This window comes from Brevundimonas albigilva (genome assembly GCF_023503965.1).
GTDB lineage: Bacteria > Pseudomonadota > Alphaproteobacteria > Caulobacterales > Caulobacteraceae > Brevundimonas > Brevundimonas albigilva.
The window spans coordinates 20,481-39,140 of sequence record NZ_CP097298.1 but is presented as its reverse complement, the minus strand read 5'-3'; the positions used below and the strand labels follow the sequence as shown (position 1 = coordinate 39,140).

General features: G+C 67.1%; 19 protein-coding genes and 2 pseudogenes. 11 read left to right on the top strand and 10 right to left on the bottom strand.

Features of this window, described 5'->3' with window-relative positions; all coding sequences use genetic code 11:
* Positions 1-23: 23 nt before the first annotated feature.
* From MU852_RS00215 to MU852_RS00200, 4 genes are read left to right on the top strand one after another with little or no spacing between them, the layout of a single operon-like run.
* Positions 24-242, top strand: a complete 219-nt coding sequence (locus tag MU852_RS00215) for a twin-arginine translocase TatA/TatE family subunit (protein WP_249750570.1) — start codon at positions 24-26, stop codon at positions 240-242.
* A 23-nt stretch (positions 243-265) separates the two neighbouring features.
* Entirely contained in the window at positions 266-841 is a 576-nt protein-coding gene (gene tatB, locus MU852_RS00210; RefSeq protein WP_249750569.1) for a Sec-independent protein translocase protein TatB, read from the top strand.
* 44 nt (positions 842-885) lie between these two features.
* Positions 886-1,719, top strand: coding sequence for a twin-arginine translocase subunit TatC (gene tatC, locus MU852_RS00205; RefSeq protein ID WP_249751992.1), 834 nt, complete (start codon positions 886-888; stop codon positions 1,717-1,719).
* 53 nt (positions 1,720-1,772) lie between these two features.
* The gene (locus tag MU852_RS00200; RefSeq protein ID WP_249750568.1) at positions 1,773-2,825 is read left to right on the top strand and encodes a serine hydrolase domain-containing protein; all 1,053 of its coding nucleotides are present in this window, start codon (positions 1,773-1,775) and stop codon (positions 2,823-2,825) included.
* A gap of 57 nt (positions 2,826-2,882) precedes the next feature.
* Here MU852_RS00200 and glnA read toward each other — a convergent pair whose 3' ends face one another.
* A complete protein-coding gene (gene glnA, locus MU852_RS00195) occupies positions 2,883-4,289 on the bottom strand; it encodes a type I glutamate--ammonia ligase (protein ID WP_249750567.1) in 1,407 nt (468 codons plus the stop codon).
* Between the two features lie 82 nt (positions 4,290-4,371).
* Positions 4,372-4,710: a P-II family nitrogen regulator gene (locus MU852_RS00190; RefSeq protein WP_054765773.1), complete on the bottom strand. Its 339-nt coding sequence runs from the start codon at positions 4,708-4,710 to the stop codon at positions 4,372-4,374.
* A gap of 24 nt (positions 4,711-4,734) precedes the next feature.
* Between MU852_RS00190 and MU852_RS17120 the strand changes: the two are divergent.
* A pseudogene (locus MU852_RS17120) lies at positions 4,735-5,067 on the top strand (NAD(P)H-hydrate dehydratase); the annotation flags it as partial.
* Positions 5,068-5,146: 79 nt separating this feature from the next.
* Positions 5,147-5,653 carry an NAD(P)H-hydrate dehydratase gene (locus tag MU852_RS17115; RefSeq protein WP_283843705.1) on the top strand — a complete coding sequence of 169 codons (507 nt, stop codon included), beginning with the start codon at positions 5,147-5,149 and terminating at the stop codon, positions 5,651-5,653.
* An 88-nt stretch (positions 5,654-5,741) separates the two neighbouring features.
* On the opposite strand, the gene msrB is transcribed toward MU852_RS17115, so the two are convergent.
* The 4 genes from msrB to rplM form a co-directional block, all read right to left on the bottom strand.
* Positions 5,742-6,068 carry a peptide-methionine (R)-S-oxide reductase MsrB gene (msrB, locus tag MU852_RS00180; RefSeq protein WP_249750566.1) on the bottom strand — a complete coding sequence of 109 codons (327 nt, stop codon included), beginning with the start codon at positions 6,066-6,068 and terminating at the stop codon, positions 5,742-5,744.
* 217 nt (positions 6,069-6,285) lie between these two features.
* Complete coding sequence (argC, locus tag MU852_RS00175) at positions 6,286-7,221, bottom strand: N-acetyl-gamma-glutamyl-phosphate reductase (protein WP_249750565.1); 936 nt, start codon at positions 7,219-7,221, stop codon at positions 6,286-6,288.
* A 128-nt stretch (positions 7,222-7,349) separates the two neighbouring features.
* Entirely contained in the window at positions 7,350-7,844 is a 495-nt protein-coding gene (gene rpsI, locus MU852_RS00170; RefSeq protein ID WP_249750564.1) for a 30S ribosomal protein S9, read from the bottom strand.
* A gap of 2 nt (positions 7,845-7,846) precedes the next feature.
* The gene (gene rplM / locus MU852_RS00165) at positions 7,847-8,320 is read right to left on the bottom strand and encodes a 50S ribosomal protein L13 (RefSeq protein WP_249751991.1); all 474 of its coding nucleotides are present in this window, start codon (positions 8,318-8,320) and stop codon (positions 7,847-7,849) included.
* 312 nt (positions 8,321-8,632) lie between these two features.
* Here rplM and MU852_RS00160 point away from each other — a divergent pair, with 312 nt between their 5' ends.
* On the top strand, positions 8,633-9,970 hold the full coding sequence (locus MU852_RS00160) for an alkaline phosphatase PhoX (protein ID WP_430641230.1): 1,338 nt from the start codon (positions 8,633-8,635) through the stop codon (positions 9,968-9,970).
* Here the strand turns inward: MU852_RS00160 and MU852_RS00155 are convergent.
* A pseudogene (locus MU852_RS00155) lies at positions 9,939-11,038 on the bottom strand (COX15/CtaA family protein). The gene MU852_RS00160 and the pseudogene MU852_RS00155 sit on opposite strands and share 32 nt — an antisense overlap.
* A gap of 130 nt (positions 11,039-11,168) precedes the next feature.
* Between MU852_RS00155 and MU852_RS00150 the strand changes: the two are divergent.
* The 3 genes from MU852_RS00150 (at position 11,169) to MU852_RS00140 (ending at position 14,881) form a co-directional block, all read left to right on the top strand.
* Positions 11,169-11,420 carry a transglycosylase gene (locus MU852_RS00150; RefSeq protein WP_249750563.1) on the top strand — a complete coding sequence of 84 codons (252 nt, stop codon included), beginning with the start codon at positions 11,169-11,171 and terminating at the stop codon, positions 11,418-11,420.
* Positions 11,420-11,617 (top strand): DUF2842 domain-containing protein, encoded by a 198-nt coding sequence (locus tag MU852_RS00145; RefSeq protein ID WP_249750562.1) that lies wholly within the window; start codon positions 11,420-11,422, stop codon positions 11,615-11,617. Before MU852_RS00150 ends, MU852_RS00145 begins: the two co-directional genes overlap by 1 nt.
* Positions 11,618-11,878: 261 nt before the next feature.
* The gene (locus MU852_RS00140) at positions 11,879-14,881 is read left to right on the top strand and encodes a tyrosine-type recombinase/integrase (protein ID WP_249750561.1); all 3,003 of its coding nucleotides are present in this window, start codon (positions 11,879-11,881) and stop codon (positions 14,879-14,881) included.
* Between the two features lie 47 nt (positions 14,882-14,928).
* Here MU852_RS00140 and MU852_RS00135 read toward each other — a convergent pair whose 3' ends face one another.
* From MU852_RS00135 to MU852_RS00125, 3 genes are read right to left on the bottom strand one after another with little or no spacing between them, the layout of a single operon-like run.
* The gene (locus tag MU852_RS00135) at positions 14,929-15,447 is read right to left on the bottom strand and encodes a hypothetical protein (protein ID WP_249750560.1); all 519 of its coding nucleotides are present in this window, start codon (positions 15,445-15,447) and stop codon (positions 14,929-14,931) included.
* Positions 15,425-17,389 (bottom strand): ATP-binding protein, encoded by a 1,965-nt coding sequence (locus MU852_RS00130; protein ID WP_249750559.1) that lies wholly within the window; start codon positions 17,387-17,389, stop codon positions 15,425-15,427. Before MU852_RS00130 ends, MU852_RS00135 begins: the two co-directional genes overlap by 23 nt.
* Positions 17,386-17,589 (bottom strand): hypothetical protein, encoded by a 204-nt coding sequence (locus MU852_RS00125; RefSeq protein WP_156146849.1) that lies wholly within the window; start codon positions 17,587-17,589, stop codon positions 17,386-17,388. The genes MU852_RS00130 and MU852_RS00125 overlap by 4 nt, the downstream gene beginning before the upstream one ends.
* Positions 17,590-17,839: 250 nt before the next feature.
* On the opposite strand from MU852_RS00125, the gene MU852_RS00120 reads away from it, so the two are divergent.
* A complete protein-coding gene (locus tag MU852_RS00120; RefSeq protein WP_249750558.1) occupies positions 17,840-18,526 on the top strand; it encodes a Fic family protein in 687 nt (228 codons plus the stop codon).
* Positions 18,527-18,660 lie beyond the last annotated feature (134 nt).

The window sequence follows — 18,660 nt, the reverse complement described above, 5'->3', positions numbered from 1 at the left end:
GGTCCCCGCGAGGAGAATACGCCATGGGCTCCATGAGCATCTGGCACTGGGCCATCGTCATCGTCGTCATCGCCCTGCTGTTCGGCGGCCGCGGCAAGCTGTCCAGCATCATGGGCGACGCCGCCAAGGGCATCCGCGCCTTCAAGGACGGCCTGTCGGACGACGGCAAGAAGGACGGCCCGCACGACGGCGTCAGCTCGCTGCCGCGCACCGACGCCGAAAAGGAAGAGATCAAGCGCTGATCGTCGTCTGCAAGGGCTGACGCATGGGCGGGCTTGGCCCCGGTATCGGGGGATTCGAAATTGTCGTGATCGGTCTGGTGGCCCTGCTTGTCGTGGGGCCAAAGGACCTGCCTGTGCTGATGCGTCGCGTCGGCCAGATGGTCGCCAAGGCGCGCGCCATGGCCAACGAGTTCCGCTCCAGCTTCGACGAGATGGCGCGCCAGTCCGAACTGGACGACCTGCGCAAGGAGGTCGAGGCGCTGCGGACGGGGCAGGGGATGTATCCGCTGGGCCCGGAGGCGCAGAACGCCTTCAAGGACATCAACAGTGAACTGACCAAGCCGCTGGAGGCGCCGCCGACGTCCAGCGTCCCGGAGATGACGCCGGCCGCCGATGAATGGCCGGATGCGACGGCGCCCGACCCCGCAGCCGAGCAGGCTGAACCGGCGCCCCCGGCCGTCGTCAAGCCGAAGCCCAGACGCGCCGCGGCCAAGCCGGCCGCCGCGAAGACGCCCGCCGCCAAGCCCAAGGCGGCGCCGAAATCGGCGAAGGTCCCTTCGGCTGCGGCCAAGGCCGCTCCCGCCAGGAAGACCCCGCGCAAGAAGGCCGCCGAGCTGTGACCGACCGCGACGAGGCCGAGATCGAAGCGTCGCGCGCGCCGCTGATGGACCACCTGATCGAGCTCAGGAACCGGCTGCTGGTGTGCGTGATCGCCTTCGCCGCCGGCTTCATCCTGTGTTTCGCCTTTTCGGAACCGATCTATCTGTTCCTGGTCAAGCCGTTCGCGGCGGCCCAGGCCTTCTACGCCTCGGTCGGGCCGCACGGCCATGTGTCGCCCGTCGATCTGATCCTGGGCACGGCGGGGCTGAAGGCGCTGCCCCACGTCGACGGCCAGACGGTGAACCTGATCTACACGGCGCCGCTGGAAATCCTGTTCACCAAGATGAAGCTGGCCGGGTTCGGCGCGGTCTTCGTGGCGTTCCCGATCCTGGCCTGGCAGCTGTATCGATTCGTCGCGCCGGGTCTGTATCGCAACGAACGCGGCGCCTTCGCCCCGTTTCTGATCGCCGCGCCGCTGCTGTTCCTGCTGGGGGCGGCGCTGGTCTATTTCGTCATGCTGCCGTTCGTGATGTGGTTCTCGCTGAGCCAGCAGATCGTCGGCGACGGCATCCAGGCCAATCTGCTGCCCAAGGTGTCGGATTATCTCAGCCTGGTCACGGCGCTGCTGCTGGCGTTCGGCCTGTGCTTCCAGCTGCCGGTCGTGATGACACTGCTGGGCCTGGCGGGGCTGATCAACTCCAAGCTGATGTCGGCCGGCCGGCGTTACGCCATTGTCGCCGTGGTGGTCGTGGCTGCAGTGGTCACGCCGCCCGATCCGATCAGCCAGCTGATGCTGGCGGTGCCCCTGGTCATCCTCTACGAAATCTCGATCTGGTGCGTGCGCATCATCGAGATGCGCCGCGACAAGGCCGACGCGCTGGAGGCCGAGGCGGCCTGACGCGCTTCGTCGCAGGCGGCAACGAACCGGGCGCGGCGCCCGTTGAACCGCCGATGCATCGACGTACGCTTCTCGCCGCCGGCCTGACCCTTCCCTTCATGCACGGCTGCAGCCAGGCGGCCGACGTCTTGCCGTCGCCCGCGCCCACACAGGGCCTGAACGCCGCCCTGATGGACCGCGTCGCCGTCCGTGCGGAGGCGCTGCCCAGGCTGCACGCGATGATCGTCGCCCGCGACGGCCAACGGCTGTTCGAACGGGTCTGGCGCGGCCCGTCGCTGGAGACCCCGGTCAACGTCAAGTCCGCCTCCAAGTCGGTGATCGCCGCCCTGGGGGGCGTCGCGATCGGCCAGGGCGTGTTCCAAGGCGTCGAGCAGCCGATCTCCGCCTTCCTGGCCGACCGCTTTCCCGCCACGCCGGACCCGCGCCTGGCGGAGGTCACCATAGGCGACCTGCTGTCGATGCAGGCGGGCCTGGGCTCCACCTCCGGGGCCGACTACGGCGCCTGGGTCTCCAGCCGCGACTGGGTCCGATACGCCCTGGCGCAGCCGTTCGAGGCGGAGCCGGGCGGGCGCATGGTCTATTCCACCGGCACGTCCCACCTGACCTCGGCCTGCCTGACGCGCGCCTCGGGCCGCTCGACGCTGGCGTTGGCGCGCGACTGGCTGGGCGAGCCCTTGGGCGTCGACATACCGTCCTGGCCGACGGACCCGCAGGGGATCTATTTCGGCGGCAACGACATGCGCCTGTCGCCGATGGCGCTGCTGACCTTCGGCGAACTGTACCGCAACGACGGACTGCATCAGGGCCGCCGCATCCTGCCGGAGGGCTGGGTCGAGGCGTCGTGGCGGGGCAGGGGGACGTCGCGCTGGAGCGGCGATCCCTATGGCTATGGCTGGTGGATTCGCCGGTCCGGTCGCCACGAGGTCTTCTTCGCCTGGGGCTATGGCGGACAGATGGTCTTCGTCGTGCCGGACCTGCGGCTGACGGTCGTGATGACGTCCGATCCCGCGCCGGTCCAGAGCCGCGACGGCCACGTCGACGCCCTGCACGCCCTGCTGGACCAGGGCGTCATCCCCGCGGCGGAGCAGGGCGCCGCCGTCGCCTGACACGACAAAGGCGCCGGACGGTCCCGCCCGGCGCCTTCGCGTTCAGCCCGCTGTCGATCAGCAGCTGTAGTACATGTCGAACTCGACGGGGTGGGGATGCAGCTGCAGGCGCATCACCTCCTCCATCTTCAGCTCGATGTAGGCGTCGATGAAGTCGTCATCCATCACGCCGCCCTTCTTGAGGAAGGCGCGGTCCTTGTCGAGGTTCTCCAGCGCCTCGCGCAGCGAGCCGCAGACCTCGGGGATGGAGCCGCGCTCTTCCGGCGGCAGGTCGTACAGGTTCTTGTCGGCCGGTGCGCCCGGATCGATGCGGTTCTCGATGCCGTCCAGGCCCGCCATCAGCAGCGCCACGAAGGTCAGGTAGGGGTTGCCCATCGGATCGGGGAAGCGGGCTTCCAGACGCTTGGCCTTAGGCGACGAGACGTGCGGGATGCGGATCGAGGCCGAACGGTTGCGGGCCGAATAGGCCAACTTCACCGGCGCCTCATATCCCGGCACCAGGCGCTTGTAGCTGTTGGTCGTCGAGTTGGAGAAGGCGTTGATGGCCTTGGCGTGCTTGATGATGCCGCCGATGTACCACAGGCATTCCTGCGACAGGCCGGCGTACTTGTCGCCGGCGAACATGGGCTTGCCGTCCTTCCAGATCGACTGGTGCACGTGCATGCCCGAGCCGTTGTCGGCGAACATCGGCTTGGCCATGAAGGTCGCCGACTTGCCGTAGGCGGCGGCGACGTTGTGGATCACGTACTTGTAGAGCTGCAGGCGGTCGGCCATCGTCAGCAGGTCCGAGAACTTCAGGCCCAGTTCGTGCTGCGCCGGGGCGACCTCGTGGTGGTGCTTCTCGGGCTGCAGGCCCAGGTCGCGCATCACGCCCAGCATCTCGCCACGCAGGTCCTGGCCGCTGTCGACCGGATTGACGGGGAAGTAACCGCCCTTGGGCCCCGGGCGGTGACCCATGTTGCCCTCGGTGTATTCGGCGCCGGTGTTGGCCGGCAGCTCCGTCGAATCGTAGGCGTAGCCGGTGTCGTGCGGCTGGGTCGACCAGCGCACGTCGTCGAAGATGAAGAACTCGGCTTCCGGGCCGAAATAGACCGCGTCGCCCACGCCCGAGGACTGGACATAGGCCAGGGCCTTCTTCGCCATCGAGCGGCTGTCGCGGTTATAGGGCTCGCCCGTGTCCGGGTTCAGCACGTCGCAGAACAGGAACATCGTCGTCTGCTGGTAGAACGGGTCGATGTAGGCGGTCGTCAGGTCCGGCTTCAGCAGCATGTCGGACTCGTTGATGGCCTTCCAGCCGGCGATCGACGACCCGTCGAACATGGTGCCTTCGTTCAGGAACTCTTCGTCGACCAGGTCGACGTCGAAGGTGACGTGCTGCAGCTTGCCGCGCGTATCGGTGAAGCGGACGTCGACATACTGGACGTCCTTTTCCTTGATCTCCTTGAGGATCTTGCTGGCGCTCATTCTCGGAAGTCCTGTTCTTCTGGTCGTTGGGGAGGACCGGATCGCGACCCGACGGGCCGGAGCCGGGGAGGGGTACGCGAACTCAGACCGCCTGGGCGCCGGTTTCGCCGGTGCGAATGCGGATCACGTCGGCCACGTCGGAGACGAAGATCTTGCCGTCGCCGATCTTGCCCGTGCGGGCCGAGGTCTGAATGGCTTCGACCACGGCGGGCGCCAGGTCGTCGGCGACAACCACCTCGATCTTGATCTTGGGCAGGAAGTCGATGACGTATTCGGCGCCGCGATAAAGCTCGGAGTGACCCTTCTGGCGGCCATATCCCTTGGCCTCCAGCACCGTCATGCCTTGAACGCCCACGTCCTGGAGCGCCTCTTTGACGTCATCCAGCTTGAAGGGCTTGATGATGGCTTCGATCTTCTTCATGGCGACCCCTGAGCGGCGCGCGAAATGCGACCCCGCTCGGGCGGGAATGGGACACGGCAAGGCGGGCGAACGCAAGCGCTTTTTCTCGGAAATTTCACGTATAATCGGCAGGCGAAGATGCAAACCAACGACCCCGCGATCTGGCGCAAAAATCTTCCCTGGCCGGACAGGAACACGCACAAGCATACGCGCGGGCGGCTGGGCGTGGTGTCGGGGCGCGCCCACCAGACGGGCGCGGCGCGGCTGGCGGCGCGCGCGGGCCTGCGGATGGGGGCGGGCCTGGTGCGCCTCTTCTGTCCGCCCGAGGCCGCCTCGGTCATCGCCCCGGCGGTCGAGGCGATCATGCTGACGCCGTTCTCCAACGCCGACGCCCTGGCGCGCGAGACCGAGGCGATGGACGCCCTGGTGATCGGTCCGGCGGGCCGGCCTGGACGAGATGACGGTCGCCAACATCAGCGCGGTGTCCCAGGGCGGCGCGGCGCTGGTGATCGACGCCGACGGCCTCAGCGTGTTCAAGGGCCGCAGCGGCGATTTGTTCGCCGTGCTGGACCGGGACGACGTCCTGACGCCGCACGAGGGCGAGTTCGAACGCCTGTTTCCGGGCCTCATGGACCAGGGTCGGGAAAAGGCCGCGCTGGAAGCGTCGCGGCGCGCCCAGGCGGTGGTCGTGCTCAAGGGATTTGAAACCGTCATCGCCGCGCCCGACGGCCGCTGCGCCGTCAATCCGAACGGGTCGCCGTGGCTGGCGACCGCCGGCTCCGGCGACGTGCTGTCCGGCATGATCGGCGGCCTGCTGGCCCAGCGCATGGACAGCTTCGACGCAGCCTGCGCCGCCACCTGGATCCACGCCCAGGCCGCCAGCGCGTTCGGGCCCGGCATGATCTCCGAAGACCTCCCAGAAATGCTTCCTAGGGTTCTGATGTCGTTGTGGAAACCCGATTGACGGCGGGCCTTCGCGCTGACGTCGCCGCCCCGATCCTCGTGATTTTATTTCGCATAATATATCTTAGGCGATAGTTGCTTGGGCCATTCTAGGCCGCTACAAACTTCAGCGCCGCGCCGTTGTTGCAGTAGCGCAGCCCCGTCGGTCGCGGGCCGTCGTTGAAGACGTGGCCCTGGTGCCCCAGGCAGCGGGCGCAGTGGTATTCGGTGCGCGGAACGCCGATGGCCAGGTCGCGCTTGCGGCCGATGTTGGCGGCGATGACCGTATAGAAGCTGGGCCAGCCGGTGCGAGAGTCGAACTTCCAGCCCGAGCGGAACAGCGGCAGGTCGCAGCCCTTGCAGACGAAGGTCCCGCGACGGTGCTCGTCATTGAGCGGGCTGCTGTAGGGCCGCTCGGTCGCCTCGTGGCGCAGCACGCGCCAGGCGTCGTCGCCCAGCCGGCGGCGCCAGTCGGCGTCGGTGACGCGGCGGTACGGCGTTGGCGTACTGGGCCTCGCCCGCGTCGGCCGCCTGGGGCGAACAGGCCGAAAGGGCGAGCGCCGCGGCGCCGGTCAGCAGGCCGCGGCGATGAAGGGGGCGATCGGTTCCATGCCCTCCTTACGACGGCGACGCCCGATCGGTTTCAGGCGGCGATCAGATCAGCCCCTGCCCCTCGTCCAGCCCCAGCATGATGTTGAGGTTCTGGACCGCCGCGCCCGAGGCGCCCTTGCCCAGATTGTCCAGCAGGGCGACCAGGCGCGCCTGCTCGCCTGCCCGGTCGCCGAACACGTGCAGGCGCAGGCGGTTGGTGCCGTTCAGCCCTTCGGGCTCCAGGCCGGTCATGGCCTCGGTGTCCTCCAGGTCCGCGACCTCGACGAACCGCTGGCCGTCGTAGGCCTCGACCAGGGCGCCGTGCAGCCGCTCGATGGAGGGCGTCTCCGGCAAGGCGCCGAGGTGCAGCGGAACCTCGACCAGCATCCCCTGGCGATAGTTCCCGACGGCGGGCGTGAACAGGACCGGGCGAGACAGGCCGGCGTGCCGGGTCATTTCCGGCACGTGCTTGTGCTTCAGCGACAGGCCGTAGGCGCGGTAGGCGGTCAATGCGCCCTCCCCTTCGAACTCGGCGATCATGGCCTTGCCGCCGCCGGAATAGCCGCTGACGGCGTTGACGCTGACGGGCCAGTCGGCGGGGACCAGGCCGGCCCTGACCAGAGGGCGAACCAGGCCGATGAAGCCGGTCGGATAGCAGCCGGGATTGGAGACGAAACGCGCGTCGGCGATCATCTCGCGCTGGCCGGGGTCCATCTCGGGGAAACCGTAGGCCCAGCCGGGCGCCACCCGATAGGCGGTCGAGGCGTCGATCACCTTGACCGCGGGGTTCTCGATCATGGCCACGGCCTCGCGCGCCGCGTCGTCGGGCAGGCACAGGATCACGGCGTCGGCGCCGTTCAGGGCCTCGCGCCGCGCTGCGGGATCGCGCCGCCGGTCGCCCAGCAGGATCAGCTCTAGGTCCGGGCGCGCCTCCAGCCGCTCGCGGATCTCCAGCCCCGTGGTGCCGGCCTCGCCGTCGATGAAGAGGGTGTGAGTCATGTGACGCTCTCCTGGACCGCGGGTCTTGAACCCGCCGCTTGCGGACCTGAAGGTCCGCGCTCCTCCAAAGAAAAAGGCGCTCCAGGTTTCCCCGAAGCGCCCCTTCGTAACCGACTGGCGGTCGCCAGTTAGCGCTTCGAGAACTGGAAGCTGCGGCGGGCCTTGGCGCGGCCGTACTTCTTGCGCTCGACGACGCGGCTGTCGCGGGTCAGGAAGCCGTGCGGCTTCAGGACCTTGCGCAGTTCCGGCTCATAGTGCGTCAGGGCGTGCGACAGGCCGTGGCGGATGGCGCCGGCCTGGCCCGACAGGCCCGAACCCTCGACGGTGCAGACGACGTCGTACTGGGTGGCGCGCTCGGAGACGGTCAGCGGCTGGGCCACCATCATCTGCAGCACCGGACGGGCGAAATAGGCGCCGACGTCCTTGCCGTTGACGGTGATCTTGCCCGACCCCGGCTTCACCCAAACGCGGGCGATGGCGTTCTTGCGCTTGCCGGTCGAATAGGCGCGGCCCTGGGCGTCCAGCTTCTGGACGTGGACGGGGGCTTCCGATTCAGCCGAGGCGGTCAGGCCTTTCAGGGCGTCGAAGCCGGTGGCGGCCTCGGTGTTGGTCACGTCGGTCATGCTCAGACGCTCCGGGTGTTCTTGGGGGACGCCGACTTGAAGTCGATCGTTTCCGGTTGCTGGGCTTCGTGGTCGTGCTGGCTGCCTGCGAACAGACGCAGGTGCGTCATCTGCTTGCGGGCCAGCGGGCTTTCCTTGGGCAGCATCCGCTCGACGGCCTTTTCCAGCACGCGCTCGGGGAAACGGCCTCCCAGCACCTTGGCCGGGGTGGTTTCCTTGACGCCGCCCGGGTGGCCGGTGTGGCGATAATAGACCTTGTCGGTGTTCTTCTTGCCGGTGAACACCACCTTGTCGACGTTGGTGACGACGACGTAGTCGCCGCAATCGACGTGCGGGGTGTAGTCGCCGCGGTGCTTGCCGCGCAGACGGTTGGCGATGAAGGTCGCGAGGCGGCCCACCACGACGCCTTCGGCGTCGATGTGGATCCACTTCTTCTCGACCTCGGCCGGCTTCAGCGAAGCCGTGGTGCTCTTCAGCATGAGGTTGTTCCTGGAGACGAAAATCGGGTCCGGCTCCCGAAGGAACCGAAGGAAGGCGGGCTGATACAGGAGGCGGCGGGGCGCGTCAATGTCGCCTTGAGCGCCGAAATCCGGTCAAGCGGCTGATTTAACGTAGCTTTCTGTAAACGGTATTAAAATACCTCAGCCGCGCGGGCCCCTCGCCGTTACGAAATAACACCCGTCGTCATCAAACCATGACCTTTATGCGCCATCGGAGGGCCTCCCCTGCCCGCCGGAGCCGACCATGCGCCTTCATCGCCGCCGCGCCCTGACTTCCGCCGCCGCCCCCTGGCCTTCGCCGGACTGGCGCGCCATGCGGTCGCCGCCGAGCCGGAGACCTACGTCAACGAGGTCGCCGGCTACGGCCCCCTGCTGCGCGATCCGAACCGCCTGCTCGACCTGCCCGAGGGCTTTTCCTACCAGGTCGTGGCCCAGAGCGGCGACCGGATGGACGACGGCCTGTTCGCGCCGGGCCAGCCGGACGGCATGGCCTGCTTCCCCCTGGACGGATCGCGCGTGGCCCTGGTGCTCAACCACGAACTGAAGGGCTCCAGCGCCCTGCACCGCAACCTGGGGCCGGGCGGCCTGCACCAGGAGGAGATCGGCCGGCTGGACGCGGCGCGGGCCTTTGACACCTACAAGGACGGCCGCCCCCTGCCCGGCGGCTGCTCCACCATCGTCTATGACCTGGAGACGCGGCGAAAGGTCAGCCAGCGCCTGACCCTGGCGGGGACCTCGACAAACTGTTGCGGAGGCCCCACGCCGTGGGGCAGTTGGCTGTCGTGCGAGGAGACGCTGGAGACGCCCGGCGACGCCGACGTGACCAAGGCGCACGGCTGGGTGTTCGAGGTTCCCGCCGACGCGACCGGGCCGGTCGATCCCGTTCCGCTGAAGGCGATGGGCCGGTTCGATCACGAGGCGGTCTGCATCGATCCGCGCACCGGCGTCGTCTATCTGACCGAGGACGACAACGCCGGCCTGTTCTATCGCTTCATCCCCGACACGCCCGGCCAGCTGGCGCGGGGCGGAAAGCTCCAGGCGATGGCGTGGAAGGGCGCGCCCTCGGCCGACACCCGCAATCAGGACGACCGCGCCTGGGCCGTCGGCGACTGGCGCGAGGTCGCGTGGATCGACCTGGAGGACGTGGAGTCGCCGAACGGCGACCTGGCGGCCCGGGGCCATGCGGCGGGCGCGGCCCTGGTGGCGCGCGGCGAAGGCGTCTGGTGGGGCGACGATGAAATGTACTTCACCGCCACCTCCGGCGGGCCGATCCGGCGGGGGCAGATCCTGCGCCTGGTGCCCGGCATGGACGGCGCCGCCGACCGGCTTCAGCTGTTCGTGGAAAGCACGGACGAAAGGACCCTGAACATGGGCGACAACATCACCGTCGCGCCCTGGGGCCATCTGGTGGTGTGCGAGGACAACTATTCCGACACGGTCCGCAACCACCTGAAAGGCGTCACGCCGGACGGCCGGGTCTATACGATCGCGCGCAACGTCTTCACCGGCAACGCCGAGTTCGCCGGCGCCTGCTTCTCGCCGGACGGACAGGTGCTGTTCGTCAACATCATGTACCCGGGCATGACCCTGGCGATCAGAGGCCCATGGACCTCGGTCCGGACATGAACAGCCGGGGCTGAGCCCTCAGCACGACCCACAGATTGGCCGTGGCCAGCGCCAGCACGATCGCCGCGCCCGCCTGGTGCAGCACGCCCAGCCACAGGGGCACGGCGTGCATCAGGGTGACGATCCCCAGCACGGCCTGCAGCCAGACGGCCCCCGCCAGGGTGAAGGCCGCGAAGCCCATGCCCTCGGCCACCCGCCAGCGCCAGGCCTGAAAGGCGTAGAGGCTGGCGCCGATCAGCAGGCCATAGGCGACCAGCCGGTGATTGAACTGCGTCAGCGCCTGGTCATGCAGGAAGGCGCCCGCCCCCGCGCTCCAGTCCGCCGGCGGCAGCACGGCCCCGTTCATCAGCGGCCAGTCGGTATAGACCAGCCCCGCCTTGCCGCCCGCCACCAGCGCCCCCAGCAGGCATTGCAGGAAGACCGCGCCCAGCAGGACCGCCGCGCCCCGCGCCCAGCCGGCCGGCGGACGTCCGTGGTCCTCGCCGTTCCAGGCCTCCAGCCCGGTCCAGATCAGGGCCGAGAACAGGATAAAGGCCAGGCCCAGATGGACGGCCAGCCGCTCGGGCGCGACGCTGACCCGCTCCGACAGGCCGCTGGACACCATCCACCAGCCGATCAGCCCCTGCAGCCCGCCCAACGCCAGCAGCATCACGCAGCGCCAGACGGGCGATCCGGCAGGGCGTGGCGATGCAGCCTGGACAGCGGCGGCGCGGCGCGCAACGCCAGGAAGACGACCAGCGGCAGGAAGAAGACCAGGCCGATCAGCCGCCCCAGCAAACGGTGCGACCATTCCCAGAAGAAGATGAACTTGAACTCGTCCAGCGTCATGCCGGCGTTGACCTGGGCGTACTGCGGAATCTGGCGGTACTTGTCGAACGCATCCATCCAGTCCGCCTGGTTCAGCGGCGGTATGGCGCCCATGATGGGCTTCCATTCCGTGATCGACAGGCCCGAACCCGTCAGGCGCGTGATTCCGCCCACCACCACCATCAGAAAGACCAGGGCCGCAGTGGCGAACAGCCACACGGCCACGGCGCGATTGCGGTCTGGATTTCCGAAACGGCTCATTCGACGCTCGACGCTGACACGGATATGCTGCCGTTTCGACGGTGATCGAAAGCGACCGGTGCGGTATGCCCCCCTCGGCCGCCAAGATCGAGTCTGTTTAGGTTAAGGGCGGCGGGCCCGGGGAGATCGCGTGCAGTATCTGGACATCGTCGCCGCCGCCGCCGGCGGCCTGCTGCTGGCCTGGGTCGCCGACCTGCTGACGGGCCGTCGCGGGCTGGGCGGGACCGCCCTGGTCTCGGGGGTCGGCCTGCTGTGCGGCTGGTTCCTGGCCGTGCGCGTCCTCGCCGTCAGCACCATGGACAGCTGGACCTGGATTCCCTGGTCGCTGGCCGGATCGGTGATCTGCCTGGTCGCCTTCTTCCTGTTCCGGAGCAAGCGCTGATGCCCGCGCGTCTGCGTCGCTTCATCGCGGCCCTGGGCGTGCTGGCCTTCCTGGCCTTCTGGGTGTGGGGGCTGATCGCCCTGCGCGGGCTGCTGCCCGCCTCGGCCTGGATCGACTTCCTGTTCTTCGCGATCGGCGGCACGGCCTGGGGCCTGCCGCTCATTCCCCTGCTCAAATGGGCCGAGCGCGGCCGCTGAAACGACGATGGGGTCGCCCGCAAGGACGACCCCACCAAAGTCATTCTGTTTTTCAAGAATGGTCGGAGCGACAGGATTCGAACCTGCGACCCCTTGACCCCCAGCGGCCTCCAATGCCTTTTCAGGACTGTTCAGGACTGTGCTAACGCACTGTTTTTAGAAAGTTTTTGAATTCATCTCTCTTCATCGCTATGCTTCGAGTTGCTGCAATTTGCTCCCCATTTGCTCCCCAAAATCGGGGCGCTTCGGACGAGGATTCAGATGGGCGCGACACGACTGACAGACCGGAGCGTCGCGGCGCTCAGACCGACTGACGAGCATCGTCTCGAGCTCTGGGATGCAGACCTGAAGGGTCTCTACCTGCGGGTTTCGGGGCACTCGAAAGTCTGGGGCTTTCGGTATCGGCGTCTGGATGGAAGTCAGCCGAGAGTTCGGCTCGGTCGCTATGTTCCGCCGGATCAAGCACTGGGCGACGCCGCCGCGCTGACGGTCGCGGGGGCCCGCGCGAAGGCGAGGAAACTTCAAACCGAGATCGACGCCGGCCGTGATCCAGCGACCGAAATGCAGGTCATCAAGGCCGAGGCCAAGGCTCAGACGCTGAGGACGTTCGACGACATGGCAGAGGGCTACTTCAAGGCCACCGAGACCGGAGAGTATCGCCCGAGCAAAAAGCGCAAGCGCGCGCCCACCATCCTTTCCGAACGGAACCTCTACCGGAAGCATCTCCGCCAGATCGCGGGTTTGCGCATCGAAGCGGTGACCAAGGACGTTGTGCGCAAACGCCTTCGGGAGATCCTACAAGAGGGCAAGGGAGTCACGTCTAATCGCGCCCGGAGCCTGATCAGCCAGATTTTCGCGTGGGGAATCTCCGAGGATCGGGTTCTCAGGAACCCCGCCCAGCAGCTCGACGATCTCGCGGAGGAAACCCCGCGGACGCGCGTCCTCAACGATGTCGAGTTGCGGGCGCTCTGGCGGGCTCTCGAAGACACGACCGGCTACCGACGTCCGCTGCCGAAAGGCCGGGACGAGGCGCTAATGGTGGGGCGTCCGATCCGGATCGCGATCCAGCTGGCGGCCCTACTTCTGCAGCGACGCGCGGAGGTCGCGGAGATGCGAGTCGCCGAACTCGATTTCGCCGAGCGGACATGGACGATCCCCGCCGGCCGCACCAAGGCCGGACGCACCACCGTCGTTCCCTTGGGCGAATTCTCGATCATTCTGATCAAGGAAGCCCTGGCGCTTCGGCCAAAGCCGTCGGAGGGCGCGGAGCCGTCGCCGTTCGTCTTCGTGGGGCGCGGCGAGGCGCCGGGCGCCATTCATCCCTCCGCGATCAGCCACGCCATGCGCGACATCAGGGCCGCGATCGATATTCCGGACATCACGGTCCACGATCTGCGCCGCAGCGGGGCGACCAGGCTGGCGCGAGCCAGGACAAGCCCCTTCATTCTGTCCAAGCTTCTCAACCATGCGAACGAGGTAGGCGGCGGATCGTCCATCACCATGTCGGTCTATGTCCAGCACGACTATCTTGAGGAGAAGCGGGAGGCGATCGAATGCCTGGAGCGCTTGATCCTCGCGGCGGTTCGTCCCGGCACTGAACTCCAGCCGCCCCCTCCCCGGCCTTGCCGGCTCCACCCAGATTGCTATTCCACGAGCCCGCTTGACGGTCGAGAGGTCAGAAAGACGTTCCGCTCGCCATACGACCTGGCTGCGGGTGTGGCCAATGTACGATGCTTGCACTCCCCGCTAGCCCTCCACCCTCGCGCAGCGCATTCGAGCGCGCCAGGTGAAGCTCGCCATGGCCCACACCTGGGCAATGACTGGGCGCCAGCTTACGTCCCGCAAGGGGCATGGCTAAGGTCGGCGTTCCTTTTCCTTATCCGGTGCGATCCCGTGGATTCCAGTTTCGTAGACCTCGACATCCTGCTGACCAAGGTCCGCAACCCGCAATCCCGCACCTACTTCCTGGACGCCGTGCGGGCCTACAAGGCCGGGGCGCTGCGCGCCTCGCTCACGGCCGCCTGGGTCGCTATCGCCTATGATCTGATCGCCAAATATCGCGAGCTCAGCGCCATGGGCGATGCCGCGGCGACGGCCTTCCTACAGTCGTGGGACAATGCGACGGCCATCCGCGACATCCGGCAACTGCTTCAGCTGGAGGGCCGCATTCTCGAAGACGCCGCAGACAACACCCAGGCGATCAGCCAGATCGCGGGCCGGCAGCTCGAACGCCTGCGCGAGGATCGTCACCTCTGCGCCCATCCGGCCTTCTCCGCCGAAGCCCTCCTCTTCGAACCGACCCCCGAACTGGTTCGGATGCATCTCGTCAACGCCGTCGACCTGGTTCTCGGTCAGGAAGCCCTCCAGGGCCGCGCCATCTTCGAGGTCTTCGACGCCGACGTCCAATCATCCGGCTTCCCAACCGATCCCGCGCGGATTCTCGACTATGTCGAGCAGCGCTACCTCGCGCGAGTCCGGCCGCAGGCGATCCGCAACTTCGGAACCGTGCTTGCGAAGTCTCTGCTGAAGGGCGTTCCCGCCCATCTCGACGTCGTCCGCCCCAAGGTCGAAGCCGCGCTGGTCGCGGTTCGCGACCGGGCGGCTGCAGCCTGGCCTGACGTGGTGGCCAGCGTCGTGCGTCTGCTCGACGCGCTCGACCCGGCCGACCGCCCCCGCGCCATCGCCTTCGTCGCAGCCTTCCCCGACTTCTGGCACCTCGTGCAGGAGCCGACCCGGACCTCCCTGCAGGAGACGGTCAACAACGCCGACGGCGCCACTCTGACGGACTACCTCCTCCTAAAGGGCGTCGCCTTCGCGCCGTTCAGGGCGCCGATCCTCGCCCTGATCGCCGTCCTCGACCGGGAGGCTTTGGCTCGGGCGATCGCCGCCTCGCCCCTTCCGGAGCTTTGGCCCCAGGCGGTTGAGCTCTACGCCCAGTCCGGTAGCTTCCGCGGCTCCGAAGCGAATTTCGACGCTTACATCACGCCCTATACCGGGAGGCTCGACACGATGGCGCTCGACCAGTTGCTCGACGCTGTCGCCGCGACCGGCCAGAACTACGCGGCGTCCGGCACCAGCGCCCTGCTCCTGAGCGTAGTCCGGAACGCGGGCGCCGGACGCCTGCCATCCGCGGACGCCCGCAATCGCTTCTATCAGATGCTTCTGCGGGCGCATCGACGCGACGCCTTCGGCGAGGTCGTCGCCCTGTTCGAGGCCGACGGCTGGACGCCGCCTCCGCGGGAACGCGAGGACGAAGACGACTGACGTCTTGGCGACGCCGGGGACTGAGCAGGGACCAGCGCGAATGCGGCCTACGCGGCGACTTTCGGTTTCGACATGAAGGCGAACTTGACCTTGCCGCACATGCACTGGAGGTACTCACGTCGGCCACGTCCCGGACTTACCTCGATCAGGACGCCGCACTGGTCACAGTTGAAGAGCACGAACAGCGCCTGAAACGCGTCGATGACCGCGATCATCTCCGCCTTCTGCAAGTCAGCCCATGCATTGTAGTGGACGGCCGGATTGATCTGCCATTGTTCGACCTTGGCGTCGGTCACGGCCTGGGCGAAGGCCGTTTCACTCGCCTTCACCGCCGCCAACCGCTCCGTATCCGACCAGCTTTCCGCCGCCAGACGCGCGTCTTTGAGAAGGGACTTCATCTGTCCGATGGCCGGATCCAGCAGGTCGCCCAGGTCATGATGTCCATCGACGCTGAACTCGACCTTGGCGCGCAGCGCCTGGCAGGCTTCCGCGGATAGGTGCTCCAAAGATCGACGCAGAGCGCCAGCCGCGCCTGCGACATCGTCATTTCGCGCCTTCTCGCGCATTTCGTCCCACACGTCGCCCTTGCTCCAGGTCGTGGGACCTTCCTCCACCGTCCATTTGCGGAACTGGACCGTGTCCTTTGGGGCCACGAGGCCCGTCGTGCTCATGAACTTCAGCCAGGCGCGGTCGTGGGTGGTGAGAACGAACTGCGTGTCCGGGAACTCCGCCTTCAGCAGCTTCGACACCTCGCCGATGACCGGCGTCCACTGACATCAGCACGTCGTCAAGGACCGCGAAGGTGAAGCCCGTTCCCAGGAGATACCGCATCAGGGCGAGGTAGAGACACAGGCCCATGCTGTCCTGGTGTCCCTCGCTATGGTAGGCGCCCGGCGGAAAGAAGCCCCGTCCGTAGAAGTCCACCCCGAAGCCGAGCTTTCCCAGGGAGGGTTTCAGTTTGGCCTCGAAGTTCCCCTCGTCATCGGCGTTGATGCGGCGGTAGAGCTCGGCGAAATGGCCTTGAACGTCTTCGTAGACCTTCTCCAGCGCCGCGGTGGAGGTCGCGGAGTACAGGTCGAAGACCTTCTTCGCCCTGTCGGCGCGGGCGTTCGCCGTCCGGGCGGCCGCGCTGGCTGTCCGCAACGCCTCAAGGCGCAACTGACCCGTGATGAGGTAATCGCGCGCGGCGTCCTGGTCCGAAGGCTCCGGCAGTCCGCCGATGGCTCCCGAAAGCCGGGTCAACACATCGACCAAACCTGCGGAGGGCGTCAGCTCGTCAAGCCGGGCCAGCGTCTTGTCGAGCGGCAGAAGCGCCGCAAGCGCAGCGCCGGCATCGACCAGGGCCTTGCCATGGTCGGCGATCTGATCGAGTTCATGGGCTTCGAGAAGCGACTTGCCTGTGAGGTAGACCGGCCGGGTCAAAGCCGCTTCCGCTTCGAGCGCGTCTCGAACCCCCATCAGCTTGTCTTCGGCCGCCGCGCGCAGGACCTTGACTGCCTCCAGTTTCGCCCGCTTGGCCTGAATGATCGCGGTGAGCTCGTCCAGGGTCTTGGGCGTGTCGCAGACGGGACAGACTTCACCCTCATAGAGATCGAGAGCCGTCTTGAGAAAATCGTCGCGCACGACGTCCTTCAGCAGGGATTCGTCAGCGATTAGCCGCTCGACCGCCGTCCTCGCCGCCGCGACCTGGGCGCGGACGTCTTCCCCCGATCGCCGATCGACTGAGTCCCGCAGCGCGGCGAGATCAGCGGCGGCGACCGCCTTGTTGACCGCGGCGACCGGGCCGCCCGCTTGTGAGCTCAACCCATCGCGTAGCGACCCCTCGGGCCCCAGCGTCGAAAGACCCTCCAGTCCAAGCACCCTCCGGCGCCGGTTGGCGGCTTCGAGGATTTCCGGTGCGGTCGCGTCAGCGATATCCATCGCGCGTACAAACTCAGCCTTCGCCGCATCACGGGTCGCGGCCGCGGCCTTCGCAGCGGCCTGACTGGCGTTAGAGATGCGCTGCAGCCGCGTTCTCAGGACTTCGAGGTCGTCCAGTTTGAGGAGAGCCTGGACGTCCTTGGCGCGTTGACCCGGCTCGGTCAGGACAAAGCGAATGATCTCCCGGCGAGACAGGGCGATCTCCGGATGGGCCTCCAGCTGGCGGAACACCGCCTGCACCTCCGGGCTGTCAGGATGGGCCTGAAGCACGGCGGGCGCCTTCACCGATCGCCGAACCTGGACGGATCGCCTGAGCGACGGGATCCACACTGTTGCTTCGACGAACGCCTTCTCCGGTTCCGTCTTCCTATCGACGTGAGGGCCATGATCCTTGATGGACAGGTCGCCGCGGCCTTTCCCTGTCAGGCGCGAGATTGTGCCCGTCAGAACGAACTCCAAGGCGTCCACGACACCGCTCTTGCCGGTGCCGTTGGAGCCGCAGACGGCGAAGTTCCGCCGCTGAAGATTAAGCGACAGGCTACGGATGCCGCGGAACTCCGCGATCGTGAGGCTCTCGACCTGGATCATGCCGGATCGCCTCCGAAGAGCGCCTGACTGATCGCGGCCTCGCTGAGATCCTTCTTCGTGATGAGCGTATCGACCAACCGCTGTGCGGTGTCAGCCAGCCCCTCTTCGGATTCAACAGCGGTCGTGAACGCCGTCAATACACGGTCGAGCACGGACAGGTCCGTGGCCGGTTCGTTCGATTGAGCGTCTTGGTCTGTCATTGTCGCCTCCCCGGTCAGGAGCCTAGAGCAACTGCGCGGCACAACCAACACGATTGACCGAGACGACTTTCCCGCTTGCTGGCGGGTAAGCCAAGCCCGCCGGCCCAATCCGTGATAAAGCCGATCAGCGCCCTGTCGCGCTCGCCATCCTCGCGCCTGCCAGGCTATCGGACTCGCGACTATTTCATTTCGACGCTGGAGCGTCGGCGCCGCTCGAGCAGACGGCTAGAGCCGCAGGCGAGGACAGTCGATGACGCTCCAACATCCCGAATGGCATCCGCAGCGCCATCCCGACTTCGACGACCGAATGGCCGTCGAAAGCGCGACGCTTCTCCAAAAGCTGCGAACGGACCCCGTCTATCGGAGGGCCTGCCTGGACGATCCGCGCGGTCTTCATCGAGACCTCTACTCCGCCTTCGTCCCGCCAGCCCATCCGGAATACGCCGGCGGCTATCGCGGCGTCCCCGGCACATCCCTCGCGCTGCGTGTCATGGGCGGTCCGAGCGTCATCGTCGAGGGTCAGACGTTCACCTTCATGGACCCGCCGGACGTCCCTTCGGCCATGCAAAGCCTCGTCGGGACCGTGCGCTTGCGGATCGACACCCTCGTCGAGCCGTGGGACCAGTTGGTGACGCTCTCTTATCTCTTCAGCCAGTTCGGCTTCATCCACCCCTTCCTGGATGGAAACGGGCATGTGCAACGGTCGCTCTTCGCGGCCGCGGCGTTGGAGATGAACCTGCCGCTTTCCAACCGGTTCGCGATCCATCCACGACCGTACGACTTCCTGCTCGCCCACACGCTTGAAAACTACAGTCGCCGCCCCGCCCAGCGACCGCAGTGGTTGAGCGCCGTGGCGGAGTATCTGGTTCAGTGGCTTGAGGGACCATTCGACGCCCCGGGCATGGGCATGGCGCCTCTTGACCGGGAGGATGGCTAACGGCGGGGATGGGCGCGCCAGCCCCGCGCGGAGACCGGGCCACGCGCCACTCGCCGGGTCCGACGTTCGATCCTCTGGCCGTGCGATAGGCCGGGATATCCAGAAGATGGGCGTCGCCGTCGGTTCGAGCGCCC

Excerpts from the sequence above, each read along its gene's own strand:
- MU852_RS00215 (WP_249750570.1), top strand. The coding sequence starts at position 24 with ATGGGCTCCATGAGCATCTGGCACTGGGCCATCGTCATCGTCGTCATC.
- tatB (WP_249750569.1), top strand. The coding sequence starts at position 266 with ATGGGCGGGCTTGGCCCCGGTATCGGGGGATTCGAAATTGTCGTGATC.
- tatC (WP_249751992.1), top strand. The coding sequence starts at position 886 with ATGGACCACCTGATCGAGCTCAGGAACCGGCTGCTGGTGTGCGTGATC.
- MU852_RS00200 (WP_249750568.1), top strand. The coding sequence starts at position 1,773 with ATGCATCGACGTACGCTTCTCGCCGCCGGCCTGACCCTTCCCTTCATG.
- glnA (WP_249750567.1), bottom strand. The coding sequence starts at position 4,289 with ATGAGCGCCAGCAAGATCCTCAAGGAGATCAAGGAAAAGGACGTCCAG.
- MU852_RS00190 (WP_054765773.1), bottom strand. The coding sequence starts at position 4,710 with ATGAAGAAGATCGAAGCCATCATCAAGCCCTTCAAGCTGGATGACGTC.
- MU852_RS17115 (WP_283843705.1), top strand. The coding sequence starts at position 5,147 with ATGACGGTCGCCAACATCAGCGCGGTGTCCCAGGGCGGCGCGGCGCTG.
- argC (WP_249750565.1), bottom strand. The coding sequence starts at position 7,221 with ATGACTCACACCCTCTTCATCGACGGCGAGGCCGGCACCACGGGGCTG.
- rpsI (WP_249750564.1), bottom strand. The coding sequence starts at position 7,844 with ATGACCGACGTGACCAACACCGAGGCCGCCACCGGCTTCGACGCCCTG.
- MU852_RS00145 (WP_249750562.1), top strand. The coding sequence starts at position 11,420 with ATGCCCGCGCGTCTGCGTCGCTTCATCGCGGCCCTGGGCGTGCTGGCC.
- MU852_RS00140 (WP_249750561.1), top strand. The coding sequence starts at position 11,879 with ATGGGCGCGACACGACTGACAGACCGGAGCGTCGCGGCGCTCAGACCG.
- MU852_RS00135 (WP_249750560.1), bottom strand. The coding sequence starts at position 15,447 with ATGCGCGAGAAGGCGCGAAATGACGATGTCGCAGGCGCGGCTGGCGCT.
- MU852_RS00130 (WP_249750559.1), bottom strand. The coding sequence starts at position 17,389 with ATGATCCAGGTCGAGAGCCTCACGATCGCGGAGTTCCGCGGCATCCGT.
- MU852_RS00125 (WP_156146849.1), bottom strand. The coding sequence starts at position 17,589 with ATGACAGACCAAGACGCTCAATCGAACGAACCGGCCACGGACCTGTCC.
- MU852_RS00120 (WP_249750558.1), top strand. The coding sequence starts at position 17,840 with ATGACGCTCCAACATCCCGAATGGCATCCGCAGCGCCATCCCGACTTC.